At 63.9% G+C, this 13592-nt stretch carries 15 protein-coding genes; 2 read left to right on the forward strand and 13 right to left on the reverse strand.

The genetic code is table 11. From position 1 onward, the window contains the following. Window positions 1-4: 4 nt before the first annotated feature. The 4 genes from msrP to ACNQQL_RS12460 all read right to left on the reverse strand — a co-directional run bounded on the left by msrP (window position 5) and on the right by ACNQQL_RS12460 (window position 5347). Window positions 5-1000, reverse strand: a complete 996-nt coding sequence (gene msrP / locus ACNQQL_RS12445) for a protein-methionine-sulfoxide reductase catalytic subunit MsrP (RefSeq protein WP_347064295.1) — start codon at window positions 998-1000, stop codon at window positions 5-7. 159 nt (window positions 1001-1159) lie between these two features. Continuing rightward, window positions 1160-2350, reverse strand: coding sequence for a c-type cytochrome biogenesis protein CcsB (gene ccsB / locus ACNQQL_RS12450; protein ID WP_072443831.1), 1191 nt, complete (start codon window positions 2348-2350; stop codon window positions 1160-1162). Window positions 2351-2354: 4 nt separating this feature from the next. Further along, on the reverse strand, window positions 2355-4571 hold the full coding sequence (locus ACNQQL_RS12455; RefSeq protein WP_347064296.1) for a cytochrome c biogenesis protein ResB: 2217 nt from the start codon (window positions 4569-4571) through the stop codon (window positions 2355-2357). A 122-nt stretch (window positions 4572-4693) separates the two neighbouring features. After that, a complete protein-coding gene (locus ACNQQL_RS12460; protein ID WP_072443826.1) occupies window positions 4694-5347 on the reverse strand; it encodes a c-type cytochrome in 654 nt (217 codons plus the stop codon). A 214-nt stretch (window positions 5348-5561) separates the two neighbouring features. Here ACNQQL_RS12460 and yihA point away from each other — a divergent pair, with 214 nt between their 5' ends. Further along, window positions 5562-6221 (forward strand): ribosome biogenesis GTP-binding protein YihA/YsxC, encoded by a 660-nt coding sequence (gene yihA, locus ACNQQL_RS12465; protein ID WP_347064297.1) that lies wholly within the window; start codon window positions 5562-5564, stop codon window positions 6219-6221. 253 nt (window positions 6222-6474) lie between these two features. Then, window positions 6475-7473, forward strand: coding sequence for a porphobilinogen synthase (gene hemB / locus ACNQQL_RS12470; protein ID WP_034183609.1), 999 nt, complete (start codon window positions 6475-6477; stop codon window positions 7471-7473). Between the two features lie 146 nt (window positions 7474-7619). On the opposite strand, the gene dsbD is transcribed toward hemB, so the two are convergent. From dsbD to infA, 9 genes are all read right to left on the reverse strand, one after another. Next, complete coding sequence (gene dsbD / locus ACNQQL_RS12475; protein ID WP_347064298.1) at window positions 7620-9464, reverse strand: protein-disulfide reductase DsbD; 1845 nt, start codon at window positions 9462-9464, stop codon at window positions 7620-7622. Then, window positions 9457-9783 carry a divalent-cation tolerance protein CutA gene (gene cutA, locus ACNQQL_RS12480; RefSeq protein ID WP_347064299.1) on the reverse strand — a complete coding sequence of 109 codons (327 nt, stop codon included), beginning with the start codon at window positions 9781-9783 and terminating at the stop codon, window positions 9457-9459. The genes dsbD and cutA overlap by 8 nt, the downstream gene beginning before the upstream one ends. A 201-nt stretch (window positions 9784-9984) precedes the next feature. Next, window positions 9985-10380 carry a 50S ribosomal protein L17 gene (gene rplQ, locus ACNQQL_RS12485; RefSeq protein WP_006477175.1) on the reverse strand — a complete coding sequence of 132 codons (396 nt, stop codon included), beginning with the start codon at window positions 10378-10380 and terminating at the stop codon, window positions 9985-9987. Between the two features lie 138 nt (window positions 10381-10518). Continuing rightward, a complete protein-coding gene (locus ACNQQL_RS12490) occupies window positions 10519-11496 on the reverse strand; it encodes a DNA-directed RNA polymerase subunit alpha (RefSeq protein WP_006477176.1) in 978 nt (325 codons plus the stop codon). 124 nt (window positions 11497-11620) lie between these two features. Further along, window positions 11621-12244 (reverse strand): 30S ribosomal protein S4, encoded by a 624-nt coding sequence (gene rpsD / locus ACNQQL_RS12495; RefSeq protein WP_012362893.1) that lies wholly within the window; start codon window positions 12242-12244, stop codon window positions 11621-11623. Between the two features lie 154 nt (window positions 12245-12398). Next, entirely contained in the window at window positions 12399-12800 is a 402-nt protein-coding gene (rpsK, locus tag ACNQQL_RS12500; RefSeq protein WP_004197937.1) for a 30S ribosomal protein S11, read from the reverse strand. Between the two features lie 28 nt (window positions 12801-12828). Further along, window positions 12829-13194, reverse strand: coding sequence for a 30S ribosomal protein S13 (gene rpsM, locus ACNQQL_RS12505; RefSeq protein ID WP_006477178.1), 366 nt, complete (start codon window positions 13192-13194; stop codon window positions 12829-12831). A gap of 38 nt (window positions 13195-13232) precedes the next feature. Further along, entirely contained in the window at window positions 13233-13349 is a 117-nt protein-coding gene (gene rpmJ, locus ACNQQL_RS12510) for a 50S ribosomal protein L36 (RefSeq protein ID WP_004199844.1), read from the reverse strand. 20 nt (window positions 13350-13369) lie between these two features. Next, window positions 13370-13588: a translation initiation factor IF-1 gene (gene infA / locus ACNQQL_RS12515; protein WP_004521905.1), complete on the reverse strand. Its 219-nt coding sequence runs from the start codon at window positions 13586-13588 to the stop codon at window positions 13370-13372. Window positions 13589-13592: the final 4 nt, after the last annotated feature.

A 13592-nucleotide genomic window follows, 5' to 3' on the forward strand; every position in this document is an offset into this window, starting at 1 on the left:
GCGCTCAGAAGTTCTTTTTCAGGTCCATGCCCTGATACATCGACGCAACCAGATCGCCGTAGCCGTTGAACATCAGCGTCTTGCGCTTCGGTGTGAAGAAGCCGTCCTCGCCGATGCGCCGCTCGGTCGCCTGGCTCCAGCGCGGATGATCGACGTTCGGGTTCACGTTCGAATAAAAGCCGTATTCGTTCGCTGCGTACGTGTTCCAGCTCGTCTTCGGCTGCTGGTCGACGAAGCGGATTTTCACGAGCGACTTCGCGCTCTTGAAGCCGTACTTCCACGGCACGACGATTCGCACCGGCGCGCCGTTCTGATTCGGCAGCACCTGCCCGTAGACACCCATCGTCAGCAGCGTCAGCGGATTCATCGCCTCGTCCATCCGCAGCCCTTCCGAATACGGCCAGTCGAGCACGGGTGTCGAGAGGCCCGGCATCTGCGACGGATCGGCCAGCGTGACGAACTGCACGTATTTCGCATTGCCGGTCGGCTGCACACGCTTGATCAGCTCGGACAGCGGCACGCCGATCCACGGGATCACCATCGACCAGCCTTCGACGCAGCGCAGCCGGTACACACGCTCCTCGAGCGGTGCGAGCTTCAGCAGTTCGTCGAGATCGAACACCTTCGGGTGCAGCACCTCGCCCTCGACGCTCACGCGCCACGGGCGCGGCCGCAGCGTGCCGGCGTTCTGCGCCGGGTCGCTCTTGTCGGTGCCGAATTCGTAGAAGTTGTTGTAGGACGTGATGTCCTTGAACGGCGTCACCTTGTCGGCCGCGACGAACTTCGGGTTCGTTTTCGCCACGAGCTTCGCCGCCCGCGCGTCGGGCGACGCATACGCGGCAAATGCCGCACCGCTGCCGCCGAGCAACCCGCCCGCCGCCGCGAGGCCGGCCGCCTGCAAGACGCGCCGCCGGTTCTCGAACACCGCGCGCGGCGTGATCTCGCTGTGCGCGATATCGGCGCCGGTCAGTACGTTCCGCAAAGGGCGTTTGATCCACATCGTGCTGCTCCTCCTGCATGCGCCGCGCGCACGCTTCATGAGCGTTCGACCCGGCCCGTCATGCGCCGTTCGACGCCCGGATCGCCCGCCCGTTACAAAAGAAAACCGCCGGGCACGCAGTGCACCGGCGGTCTTATAGTCGGACGAGCGGCCGAAATCTTACAGCTTGCCGTAGCTATGCAGCCCCGACAGGAACATGTTGACGCCGAGGAACGCGAACGTCGTGACGAGCAGGCCCGTGAGTGCCCACCAGGCGGCAACCGCGCCGCGCAGGCCCTTCATCAGCCGCATGTGCAGCCACGCCGCGTAGTTGAGCCACACGATCAGCGCCCAGGTTTCCTTCGGGTCCCAGCTCCAGTAGCCGCCCCATGCCTCGGCCGCCCATAGCGCGCCGAGGATCGTCGCGATCGTGAAGAACGCGAAACCGACCGCGATCGACTTGTACATCACGTCGTCGAGCACCTCGAGCGTCGGCAGGCGATCGGCGAGCACGCCGCGCTCCTTCATCAGGTACGCGACCGACACCATCGCCGACAGCGCGAAGCTGCCGTAGCCGATGAAGTTCGCCGGCACGTGGATCTTCATCCACCAGCTCTGCAGCGCAGGCACGAGCGGCTGGATCTGCTGCGCATCGCGCGCGACCGAGTACCACATCAGGAAGCCGACTGCCGCGCTGATGACCAGCAGCACGAACGCGCCGAGCGAACGCGTGCCGTAGTGGCCTTCGTAATACAGATAGAGCAGCGCGGTGATCAGGCTGAACAGGACGAACACCTCGTAGAGGTTCGATACCGGGATATGCCCGACGTCGGCGCCGATCAGGTAGGACTCGTACCAGCGCACCATCAGCCCCGTGAAGCCCATCAGCACGGCGACCCACGTGAGCTTCTGGCCGATCGCGGCGCCCGTTTCCGAGCGCGCGAGCAAGCCGATCCAGTAGAAGATCGTCGCGAGCACGAACAACGCGCTCATCCACAGGATCGCCGACTGGCTCGACAGGAAGTACTTGAGGAAGAACGCCGAATCGGCGCGCGCGAGATCGCCCTGGTAGATCTGGATCGACAGCAGCGACAGCACGGCGATCGACGCCATCATCAGCCGAGCCGGCTTCCAGCGCCAGCCGAGCGCGACGAGCGCCGGCACGGTGCCGATCATCACCGCCTTGTCGTAGTAATCCATGTGCGCGTTGTAGTGCACGAGCGCATAACCCGCGCCCGCCACGAGCGCCAGTGCGAACAGCCAGTCGATCAGCGACAGGCGCGCGAGGAACGGACGATCGTCGAACAGCGGCGCCGAAACCGGGGCCTGGGCCGACGCCCGACGGGAAGAGGAGACTTGCGTGAGATCCATGATGTTACCGGGTGGAATTCTCGGAATCGGAACCGCCGCCGGCAGGCGGGCGGGCCGTCGATGCCGCGCCGGCGGGCGAGGCGTCGCGAGGTGCGGCGCGCAAGGCGGCGCCAGCCGCGTCGCGCGTCTGCACGAATTCTTTCTCGAAATCGAAGGTCTTGCGGGCCGTGGACATCGCCATCACCACCTCGACACCCGGGCCGGCATCCTTGAGCCAGAACCAGAGGCGCCGTTCGCGCACGTAGAACATCGAGAAGATGCCGGCGACCAGCAGCAGGCTGCCAAGATACACCAGATTCTTGCCGGGTGCGCGCGTCAGCTGAAATACCGAAGCTTGCACCTGCTTGAATGAGTCTAGCTGCAGATAGACGGGTGATCCATACAGAAAGCTGTCGGATAGCGCATTGATCGCGTTCTGCACGAATCGGATCGTGTCGGTGCCCTGCTGGGCGGCCGGCTCGCCGGCCCGCTCGCGCGCGATCTGCCAGACCTCCCACATCGAGCCCTCGAGCATCCGCAGCAGCAGGCTCGCGGCCTTCTCCTGCTCGGCCTTCGGCACCGAGCGATCGATGAACGTCGCCACGGCCTGGAAGCCGCCGATCGGCTGGCCGTCGGCGCCGCGGCCGACGCTGTCGTCGCTGGCGGCAAACAGGGTCAGCACCTTCGATGCGCTGTCCTGCAGGCGGCCGCGCAGCGATGCGTCGGTGCCCGGCAGCGAACGCTGCGCGAAGCGCGCGGCGGCTTCGGCACGCACGGCCGGATCCTCGAGCGCGGCGCGCAGGTGCATCCATTCGCCGATCGAATCCTGGCTGTCGGCCGGAATCCGCATGTAGCGGAACGGGTCGTTCGGGCTCGCGCGCACGCCGGCGAGAAACACGCGCACGCCGTTCATGTCGACGGGCAGCATGTAGTTGTTGAATTCGCGCGCCTGGCCGTCCTTGCCGCGGATCTTGTACTGCACGGACGGGCCGATGTTGTGGAGCTGCATCGGCTTCGACGTCTTCGCGCCGGAGCCGAGCCGTTCGTCGAACGCCTCCTTCAGCGACGCCGTCTTCGCGACGCCGCGCACGTCCGGCTTGCCGTTTGCGTCGACCATGTTCTCGACGTTGATCGCGCGGAAATCGGAGAACTCGATCGTATCGCCGTCGGCGCCCGGCATCTGCAGCGGTGCCGAACTGCCGATCGTGCCCTGCACGGGGAAGGTCTTTGCGTTGCCGCCCGTCATCGGGTAGGCCGTCATCTGCATCTGCGAGCCGCCGTCCTGGAAGCTCGACTGGTAGATCGACACGCCCTTGTACGTGAACGGCTTGTTGACCTCGACGCGCGCCGGGATCTTCTGGCCGGTCTCGCGATCGATCACGACGATGTCGCTCGCGAACAGCTTCGGCATGCCCGTCGTGTAGTAGTCGACGATGAACTTGTTGAGCTGGATCGAGAACGGCAGGTCCTGGATCAGCGAGCCGCTCGGCTGGTTCAGGATCGCGGTCGACACGAACTGGCCCTCGGGCACCCACGCATAACCGCGGAACGTCGGGTTCGACGCGGACAGGCGATGGTCGGGGGAAATCTCGCTGATCGTCGCGCTCGTGTTGACCGGGCTCTTGCCGAACATCCACATCTGGAATTTGATCGGCAGGTTGCTGTCGAGCAGGCCGCCGATACAGATCACGACGATCGCGACGTGCGCTGAGATGTAGCCCCACTTGGTCATCGCACCGCGCTTCGCGGAGATCAGCGTTGCGCCGTCGGTTTCACGCACGACGTGCTTGTAGCCGGCCTTGGTGACGAACGTGGCGAGTGTCGCCGCAACGGTCGCGCGCGTGCCGGAAGCCGTGTACTCGGCCTTGTGGTGGAACGCGCGCAGGCTGCCTTCGCGGACCTTGTCCTTCCAGCTCTTCGCATCGGCGAGCATCTTCGGCGCGTTGCGGATCACGCACAGCGAGATCGACACGACGAGGAAGATCAGGATCAGCATGAACCACCACGCGCTGTACACGTTGTACAGGCCGAGCGAGCGGAAGATGTCCGCCCAGAACGGCCCGAACTGGTTCACGTAATTCGGATACGGATCGTCCTGGGTCAGGACCGTGCCGACGATGCTCGCGATCGACAGCACCACCAGCAGCGCGATCGCGAAACGCATCGAGCTCAGCAGCTCGACTGCGCGCTTCGACGCACCCTGACCCGACTTCGACTGCAATCCCGACGTGGTAACGCTCATTCAAACTCCGACTGACAACAAAAAAGGGCAAGGCGACCGCAACGGTGCGGCGCCCCACCCTTTTCTTGTTCTGACTCCGGACGCCCTTCGGGCGCCCGGTCATTCCATTCGCGACCAACCGCTCAACGCAGGCCCGCGATGTAATCCGCGACGGCCTTGATCTCGTTGTCCGACAGGCGCGTCGCGATCTGATGCATCGCGTCGTTGTTGTTGCGCGCGCCAACTCCCTGCTGGAACGCGGTCAACTGCGCGACCGTGTAATCGGCCCACTGCCCCGACAGACGCGGGTACTGGACCGGAAGCCCCTGCCCGGTCGGCCCGTGGCAGCTCGCGCAGGCGGGCACGCCTTTCTCCGCGATGCCGCCGCGATAGATCTTCTGGCCGATCGGCACGGTCGCCGCATCGCGTGCGGTACCGAGCTTCGTCGTCTGCGACCCGTAGTACGCGGCGACGTTGCGCATGTCGTCCGCGCTCAGCGCACTCGCGAATCCGACCATCACCGCGTTGGTACGCACCGGCCCCTTCGCGCCCGGCTGCGTCTTGAAGTCGTTCAACTGCTTGACCAGATACTCGGGATGCTGGCCGGCAAGCTTCGGGAAACTGCCCGACGCGCTATTGCCGTCGGCGCCGTGACACGACGCGCAGACCTGCCCGGCAATCGCCTTGCCGCGGTCGAGATCCGGCTTTGCCGCATCCGCCGCGTTTGCCTCCGCTACGAAACCTACGAACCCTGCTGCAACCTGAAGCACCATCAGAGACTTGCACAGTCGATTCATTCGCACACCCTGTTTCGTCTTGTGGGAATTTGAGGTTCTGCAAAAAACGACGGCGACCAGTCTACCGCAGAAGCCACATAAAAGCGCGAGGCAGGCGCCCGGTGGCCTTCGGCAAAACCGCCGTATTGTACAATATCGTGTTGAAAGCTCCCGCGCCTATCGGGGCTACCCCGCCTCCACCAAGCGGCTCGCGCCGCCCGTCCTTCCGGTTCCCATGGCCTTTCTGCTCCATCAAGCCCGCTTCTACACGACCGTCAACCATCTGCGCGACCTGCCGCCGACGGTACAGCCGGAAATCGCGTTCGCGGGCCGCTCGAACGCCGGCAAGTCGACGGCGATCAACGTGCTGTGCAACCAGAAGCGGCTGGCCTTCGCATCGAAGACGCCCGGCCGCACGCAGCATATCAACTACTTCTCCGTCGGCCCGGCCGCCGAGCCCGTCGCGAACCTCGTCGACCTGCCCGGCTACGGCTACGCGGAAGTGCCGGGCGCCGCGAAGGCGCACTGGGAAATGCTGCTGTCGTCCTACCTCGCGACCCGCTCGCAGCTCTGCGGCCTGATCCTTATGATGGATTCGCGCCGTCCGCTCACCGACCTCGATCGCCGCATGATCGAGTGGTTCACGCCGACCGGCAAGCCGATCCACACGCTGCTGACGAAGTGCGACAAATTGACGCGGCAGGAAAGCATCAACGCGCTGCGGACCGCGCAAAAGGGGCTGGATGCGTATCGCGACCAGGGCGTCCAGGGCAAGCTGACGGTCCAGCTGTTCTCCGCGCTGAAGCGCACGGGACTCGACGAGGCGCATGAGCTGATCGAGAGCTGGGTGCGGCCGTCCGTCGCCGACGAAAAAAGCGAGCCTGTAGCACAATGATCGGGCAACGCGCGGCCGGGATCGGCGGCGCGCACCTGACGGCGCCTGCGGATTCGGCCGGCTCATAAAAAAACCCGCCGTTTAACGGCGGGTCAAACAGCCTAATCGAAAAACGACAGGCACCCGCTCAGGGAGGAGAAGCGGGGAGTTGCACGCGACGCGTGCCGCTCGATCGCTATCATATACCAACGCTCCCGAAAATGACCTAAGGGTTCCGTAAGGTTCTTACTGCCCTGATTTCTGCCCAATCGACATGAGCTTCCATCCGCTTCATCGTCCGCGCCGGATGCGCCGCGACGACTTCTCCCGGCGCCTGATGCGCGAAAACCGCCTGACCACCGACGACCTGATCTATCCGGTGTTCGTCGTCGACGGCACCAACGAACGGCAGCCGGTGCCGTCGATGCCCGGCGTCGAGCGCGTGTCCGTCGATCTGCTGATGCATGTCGCCGAGCAATGCGTCGAACTCGGCGTGCCCGTGCTGTCGCTGTTCCCGGCCATCGAGCCGTCGCTGAAAACGCCTGACGGCCGCGAGGCAGCCAATCCGGAAGGCCTGATCCCGCGTGCGGTGCGCGAGCTGAAGAAGCGCTTCCCCGAGCTCGGCGTGCTGACCGACGTCGCACTCGATCCGTACACGAGCCACGGCCAGGACGGCGTGCTCGACGAGAACGGCTACGTGATCAACGACGACACGATCGAGATCCTGGTCGATCAGGCGCGTGCGCAGGCCGAAGCAGGCGTCGACATCGTCGCGCCGTCGGACATGATGGACGGCCGCATCGGCGCGGTCCGCGAGATGCTGGAAAGCGACGGCCATATCCATACGCGCATCATGGCCTACTCGGCCAAGTTCGCGTCGGCGTTCTACGGCCCGTTCCGCGACGCGGTCGGCTCGGCATCCAACCTGGGCAAGGGCAACAAGATGACCTACCAGATGGATCCGGCGAACAGTGACGAAGCGCTGCGCGAAGTGCGCCTCGACATCGACGAAGGCGCCGACATGGTGATGGTCAAGCCCGGCATGCCGTACCTCGACATCGTGCGTCGCGTGAAGGACGAGTTCCGCTTCCCGACCTACGTGTACCAGGTGAGCGGCGAATACGCGATGCTGAAGGCTGCCGCGATGAACGGCTGGCTCGACCACGACAAGGTCGTGCTCGAATCGCTGCTCGCGTTCAAGCGTGCAGGCGCCGACGGCGTGCTCACGTACTTCGCGCTCGACGCCGCGCGTCTGCTGAAAGCGCAACGCTGATCGCGCGCCGGCAGGCGTAAGGAAAAACGGCGGGACACCTCGGTGTTCCGCCGTTTTTTTGTTTACCGTCGATCGAGGCCGCGTGCCGACGTCGAGCTGTCAACTCATGCCGCGCGAGCACCCCGGTTCGCCACCGGCTGACACTGTCATACCGTCGGGACAGCGGCCCGATCGAGGCTGCGCAGGAACGTCTCGGCCGCCTGATAGCCGACCACGCGCCCGATTTCGTTGCCGCTGCGATCGAAAAAGATGATGCCCGGCGGCCCGAACAGGTTGAAGCGCTTGAGCAGCGCCTGATCGTCCGGGTTGTTCGCGGTGACATCCGCGCGCACGAGGTGAAGCTTCGCGAGCCTCGCCTGCACGCGCGCGTCGGTAAACGTCAAATGCTCCATCTCCTTGCAGCTCACGCACCAGTCGGCGTAGAAATCGAGCATCACGGGCCGGCCCGACGTCTTCAGCAACACGTCGAGCTCGCTGCTGGAGCGCACCGATGCGAACGCGGGCCCGTCCTGCGCGGCTGCCGTGCCCGCCGCCGCACCGCCCGACGCAACCGTGCGAGCCGCAAGGACGGCCAGTGGCTTGACGGGATCGGTCGACCCTGCAGCCAGGCCGACGAGCAGCGTCGCTGCCCAGATCGCGAGCGCGGCGCCCACGCCGCGGCCCAGACGGCGCCAGATCGACGCGGCGCCGGCATTCGGCGTGAACAACCCGAGTGCCGCGGCCGCGATGAGCAGCCACAACGCGGCGAGCACCATCTTCAGACCGCCCGCGAGCACGGGCCACACGATCCACAGCGCGGCCGCGAGCAACACGATGCCAAAGAACACCTTCACGCCATCCATCCATGCGCCCGCGCGCGGCAGCACCGTACCCGCACCGATGCCGACCACGAGCAGCGGCACGCCGAGCCCCAGCCCCATCGCGAACAGCGCCGCACCACCGAGCAGCGCATTGCCGGTGTGCGCGATGAAGGCGAGCACCGCGAACAGCGGCGCCGTCATGCATGCGCCGACGACCAGCGCCGACAATGCGCCCATCGCGGCGACCGCGATGAAGTGGCCGCCCCGGCGCGCGCTCGATGCCTCGGCCGCGCCGTTCTGCCAGCGCTCGGGCAGCGCGATGTCCTTACCCGAAATCAGCGATACGGCGAACGCGGTGAGCAGCACGCCGAACGCGCCGAGCACCCACGGGTTCTGCAGCCACGCGCCGAGACTCTGGCCGACCAGCGCCGCGGCGATGCCGAGCACCGTATAGACCAGCGCCATGCCGACCACGTAGGTCAGCGACAGCGCGAAGCCGCGCGCATGCGTCGCGCGCGTGCCCTGGCCGATGATGATCGCGGACACGATCGGAATCATCGGGTACGAACAGGGCAGGAGGCTCAGAACGACGCCAGCGACGAAGTACAGCGCGACGATCGTGAAGAAGCCGTGCCCTTCGAGCAGCGACTGCGCGAAATCGGCGCTCGTGACCTTGTCGAACCAGCTGCCGGCAGCCGTTTCGCCGGACGACGATGCGGCTGCACCCAGCGCGGCGCCGTCGATCTTCACGACGTGCTCCGCCGGCGGATAGCAGATCCCTTCGTCTGCGCACCCCTGCGACGTCACCGCGAGCTCGAACGGCCCCGACGCCTGCTTGACCGGCACGTGCACCACGACTTCGTCACGATAGGTCTCGACGTTCTTCTGGAACGTCTGGTCGAACTTCACGTGGCCGGCCGGCAATTGGGGCTCGCCGAGCGTCGCCTGCCCGCTCTTCACTGCGAATGAGAACCGCTCGCGATACAGGTAATAGCCGTTGGCGACCTTGAAGCGGACGTCCACCTGTCCCGGCGATTCGCTCGCGCTGAACTTGAACGCAACCGACGGATCGAGGAAATCGTCGGCCGCGCGCGCAACCGACAGCCCGCCCAGCACGAGCACGCACGACAACAGAACTGCAAGAAACCGCAGCGCGCGCACGCGCACGGGAAGCGCCATACCGTTAAACATGAAATAGACGTTGAGTTTCGCTGGTCACCCACTGGCTGTACGCGGCCGATGCCGTCGCCTGCCACGAGACGATTTCGGGCGTCTCGTACGGATGATGCGCAAGAATAAATCGTTCCAGTTCGAGCGCCCGCACGGGGCTCGTCTTGAACAGCAACTGGATCTCGTCGGCCGTTTCGACCTTGCCCTGCCAGTGATAGCGCGACTTGATCGTGCCGAGCTCCGACACGCAAGCGGCAAGCCGCGCGTCGAGCGCACCGTCGGCGAGCGCCGCGGCCGTCGCCGCGTCGGGTACCGTCGTCAGCATCAGCACCACTATCATCCGCGCCCTCCTGGCTGGTCTACCGGCTCCTGCCGGCGCGGCAACCCACCCTGGGACCACGCTGGCTGCCCCGTATCGTAGCGCAGCCCGCGTAACGCTGCCGGGGCCGGCCTGCGACAATCGATCGCAGCCGGCGCCTCAAAAACAAAAAGGGCCAAGCAATCGCTCGGCCCCTTTCAAATACTGCTGCGTACCGGAAGCTTATTCAGCTTCTTGCACGTTTTCCGTTTCGTCGACTTCCGGACGGTCGAGCAGCTCGACCAGCGCCATCGGTGCGTTGTCGCCGACGCGGAAGCCGAACTTCAGCACGCGCAGGTAGCCGCCCGGACGGTTCGCGAAACGCGGACCGAGCACGTCGAACAGCTTCGCCACCGAGTCACGATCGCGCAGGCGGTTGAACGCCAGGCGACGGTTTGCCAGCGACGGCTTCTTGCCGAGCGTGATCAGCGGCTCGACGACTTTACGGAGTTCCTTCGCCTTCGGCAGCGTCGTCTTGATGACTTCGTGCTCGATCAGCGAGTTGGACATGTTACGGAGCATAGCCAGACGGTGGCTGCTCGTGCGGTTCAGTTTCCGCAGACCATGACGATGGCGCATTTCAGTTTCCTTGATTCAAAGTTTTGATCCAGCTCTTCTATCGCACCTCGAAGGGTGCACGGGCCGGTAACGAAAAAAAGCAAGATGCGGATTTTAAAGGAAAATCCGCATCTTTGCCAACTGCAGCAACAACCGGGCTTACTTGTCGAGACCAGCCGGCGGCCAGTTCTCGAGCTTCATGCCCAGCGTGAGACCGCGCGAAGCGAGCACTTCCTTGATCTCGTTGAGCGACTTGCGACCGAGGTTCGGCGTCTTCAGCAGCTCGTTTTCCGTGCGCTGGATCAGATCGCCGATGTAGTAAATGTTCTCGGCCTTCAGGCAGTTCGCCGAACGAACCGTCAACTCGAGATCGTCCACCGGACGCAGCAGGATCGGGTCGATCTGCGGTGCGCGCGACGGAGCCTCGGCAGCCGTTTCCGTGCCTTCCAGCGCCGCGAACACGGACAGTTGGTCGACCAGGATGCGGGCCGATTGACGGATCGCTTCTTCCGGCGTGATCACGCCGCTCGTCTCAATGTTCATCACGAGCTTGTCGAGGTCGGTACGCTGCTCGACACGTGCGCTTTCGACAGCGTAGCTCACGCGGCGAACCGGCGAGAACGATGCGTCGAGGACGATGCGGCCGATGATCTTGGCCGTGTCTTCGCCGTAGCGACGGACGTTGCCGGGCACATAGCCGCGGCCCTTCTCGATCTTGATCTGAACGTCGAGCTTGCCGCCCTTCGACAGGTGCGCGATCACGTGATTCGGGTTGATGACTTCGCAATCGTGAGCCAGCTCGATATCGCCGGCCGTGACGACGCCTTCGCCTTCCTTGCGCAGCGTAACCGTCACTTCGTCACGGTTATGCAGCTTGAACACCACACCCTTCAGGTTCAGCAGCAGGTTGACGACGTCTTCTTGCACACCATCAAGCGTCGAGTACTCGTGCACCACGCCGGCGATCGTGACTTCGGTCGGCGCGTAGCCAACCATCGACGACAGCAGCACGCGGCGAAGCGCATTGCCCAAGGTATGGCCGTAACCGCGTTCGAACGGTTCCATGACCACCCTCGCGTGGTTCTCGCCAAGCGATTCCACGGCGATGATCTTGGGTTTCAGCAAACTGGTTTGCATGGGCTTTCCTTTTCAATACCCTCGGCTCGTTACACCGATAAGGCTGACCGGTAACAACCAGAAAATAAACAGCCGAGGCCCTTCCTTGCGTAACGCAATCAGGGTACCTCGGCCGTCAATCGGATTAACGCGAATACAATTCGACGATCAGGCTTTCGTTGATGTCGCCTGCGATGTCAGCGCGTTCCGGCATTTGCTTGAACGTGCCTTCGAACTTCTTCGCATCGACTGCAACCCAGCTCGGCATGCCGCCTTGCTCGGCCAGCGACAGTGCTTCGACGATACGCGCCTGCTTCTTCGCCTTTTCGCGGATCGCGACGACGTCACCCGCCTTCACTTGCTGCGACGGGACGTTCGCGACGACGCCGTTCACCGTGATCGACTTGTGGCTCACGAGCTGACGCGCTTCGGCGCGGGTCGAGCCGAAGCCCATGCGATACACGACGTTGTCGAGGCGCGACTCGAGCAGTTGCAGCAGGTTTTCACCCGTGTTGCCCTTGCGGCGGTCGGCTTCGGCGAAGTAGCGGCGGAACTGACGCTCCAGCACGCCGTAGATACGCTTGACCTTCTGCTTTTCGCGCAGCTGCGTACCGTAGTCGGACGTACGTGCGCCCGAGGTACGGCCGTGCTGACCCGGCTTGCTGTCGAGCTTGCACTTGTCGGCGAGCGAGCGGCGCGCGCTCTTCAGGAACAGGTCGGTGCCTTCACGGCGAGACAGCTTGGCTTTGGGGCCGATATAACGTGCCACTTTGCATTCCTTTATCAATCAGTCACGCGGATCGAAATCCGCGCTAGTCCGCTCCCTTTGGGGCGAACGGTGGGCTTAGTCAATCAAAAAAGCAACGCCCGTCGACGCTGAGCGGCGACAGGCAATGCGCTAGCACGAACGTGCCAGCGCATTCTTAGATACGACGACGCTTCGGCGGGCGGCAGCCGTTGTGCGGAATCGGGGTGACGTCCGAAATCGCGGTGATCTTGATGCCGAGGCCGTGCAGTGCGCGCACTGCCGACTCGCGACCCGGGCCCGGGCCCTTGATCCGCACTTCCAGATTCTTCACGCCATATTCCATCGCGACGCGGCCGGCCGACTCGGCTGCGACCTGTGCAGCGAACGGCGTCGACTTGCGCGAGCCCTTGAAGCCCTGGCCGCCCGACGTCGCCCATGCCAGCGCGTTGCCTTGGCGATCGGTGATCGTGATGATCGTGTTGTTGAACGACGCGTGGACGTGAACCACACCTTCAGCGACGTTCTTCTTAACCTTTTTGCGAACGCGTTGCGCCGCGGTGTTCGAAGCCTTAGCCATTACGTTTTCCTGTAACTGTCAGTTCCGCTTACTTCTTCAGCGCTTGCGCTGCACGACGCGGACCCTTGCGGGTACGTGCGTTCGTACGCGTACGCTGACCGCGCATCGGCAGGCCCTTGCGATGACGGACGCCACGGTAGCAACCGAGGTCCATCAGGCGCTTGATGTTCATCGTCACTTCACGGCGCAGATCGCCTTCGACGACAAACTTGCCCACTTCTTCACGCAGCTTTTCCAAGTCTGCGTCGGTCAGGTCCTTGACCTTCTTCGAAAAATCGACGCCAGCTGCCACGCAGATGCTGCGCGAACGGGTGCGGCCGACACCGAAAATAGCCGTCAGGCCGATCTCGGTGTGCTGGTGATTCGGGATGTTAACCCCTGCGATACGAGCCATTGTTTTTCCTCAAACAAAAAGCGCAAACAAACGCGCGGTCAGCCTTGGCGCTGCTTGTGGCGCGGATCCGAGCTGCAGATCACGCGAACGACGCCTTTGCGCTTGATGATCTTGCAATTGCGGCAAATGCGCTTAACCGATGCCATCACTTTCATGATAATACCCTTTTTTCAAATCACTTCGCCCGGAACACGATCCGCGCACGAGACAGATCGTAAGGCGTCAACTCAACCGTCACCTTGTCGCCGGGCAGAATGCGGATGTAGTGCATCCGCATCTTTCCGGAAATATGCCCCAACACGACATGGCCGTTTTCCAGCTTCACACGGAAGGTCGCATTCGGGAGGTTTTCGATCACCTCACCCTGCATCTGGATTACATCGTCTTTGGCCATAGTC

Source organism: Burkholderia sp. LFS061, from assembly GCF_047978125.1.
GTDB classification, from domain to species: domain Bacteria; phylum Pseudomonadota; class Gammaproteobacteria; order Burkholderiales; family Burkholderiaceae; genus Burkholderia; species Burkholderia pyrrocinia_C.

Coding starts and splice junctions, on each gene's coding strand:
- msrP (WP_347064295.1), bottom strand. CDS start 1,000: ATGTGGATCAAACGCCCTTTGCGGAACGTACTGACCGGCGCCGATATC.
- hemB (WP_034183609.1), top strand. CDS start 6,475: ATGAGCTTCCATCCGCTTCATCGTCCGCGCCGGATGCGCCGCGACGAC.
- infA (WP_004521905.1), bottom strand. CDS start 13,588: ATGGCCAAAGACGATGTAATCCAGATGCAGGGTGAGGTGATCGAAAAC.
- dsbD (WP_347064298.1), bottom strand. CDS start 9,464: ATGTTTAACGGTATGGCGCTTCCCGTGCGCGTGCGCGCGCTGCGGTTT.
- rpsK (WP_004197937.1), bottom strand. CDS start 12,800: ATGGCTAAGGCTTCGAACACCGCGGCGCAACGCGTTCGCAAAAAGGTT.
- ACNQQL_RS12490 (WP_006477176.1), bottom strand. CDS start 11,496: ATGCAAACCAGTTTGCTGAAACCCAAGATCATCGCCGTGGAATCGCTT.
- cutA (WP_347064299.1), bottom strand. CDS start 9,783: ATGATAGTGGTGCTGATGCTGACGACGGTACCCGACGCGGCGACGGCC.
- rplQ (WP_006477175.1), bottom strand. CDS start 10,380: ATGCGCCATCGTCATGGTCTGCGGAAACTGAACCGCACGAGCAGCCAC.
- ACNQQL_RS12460 (WP_072443826.1), bottom strand. CDS start 5,347: ATGAATCGACTGTGCAAGTCTCTGATGGTGCTTCAGGTTGCAGCAGGG.
- ccsB (WP_072443831.1), bottom strand. CDS start 2,350: ATGGATCTCACGCAAGTCTCCTCTTCCCGTCGGGCGTCGGCCCAGGCC.
- yihA (WP_347064297.1), top strand. CDS start 5,562: ATGGCCTTTCTGCTCCATCAAGCCCGCTTCTACACGACCGTCAACCAT.
- rpsM (WP_006477178.1), bottom strand. CDS start 13,194: ATGGCTCGTATCGCAGGGGTTAACATCCCGAATCACCAGCACACCGAG.
- rpmJ (WP_004199844.1), bottom strand. CDS start 13,349: ATGAAAGTGATGGCATCGGTTAAGCGCATTTGCCGCAATTGCAAGATC.
- ACNQQL_RS12455 (WP_347064296.1), bottom strand. CDS start 4,571: ATGAGCGTTACCACGTCGGGATTGCAGTCGAAGTCGGGTCAGGGTGCG.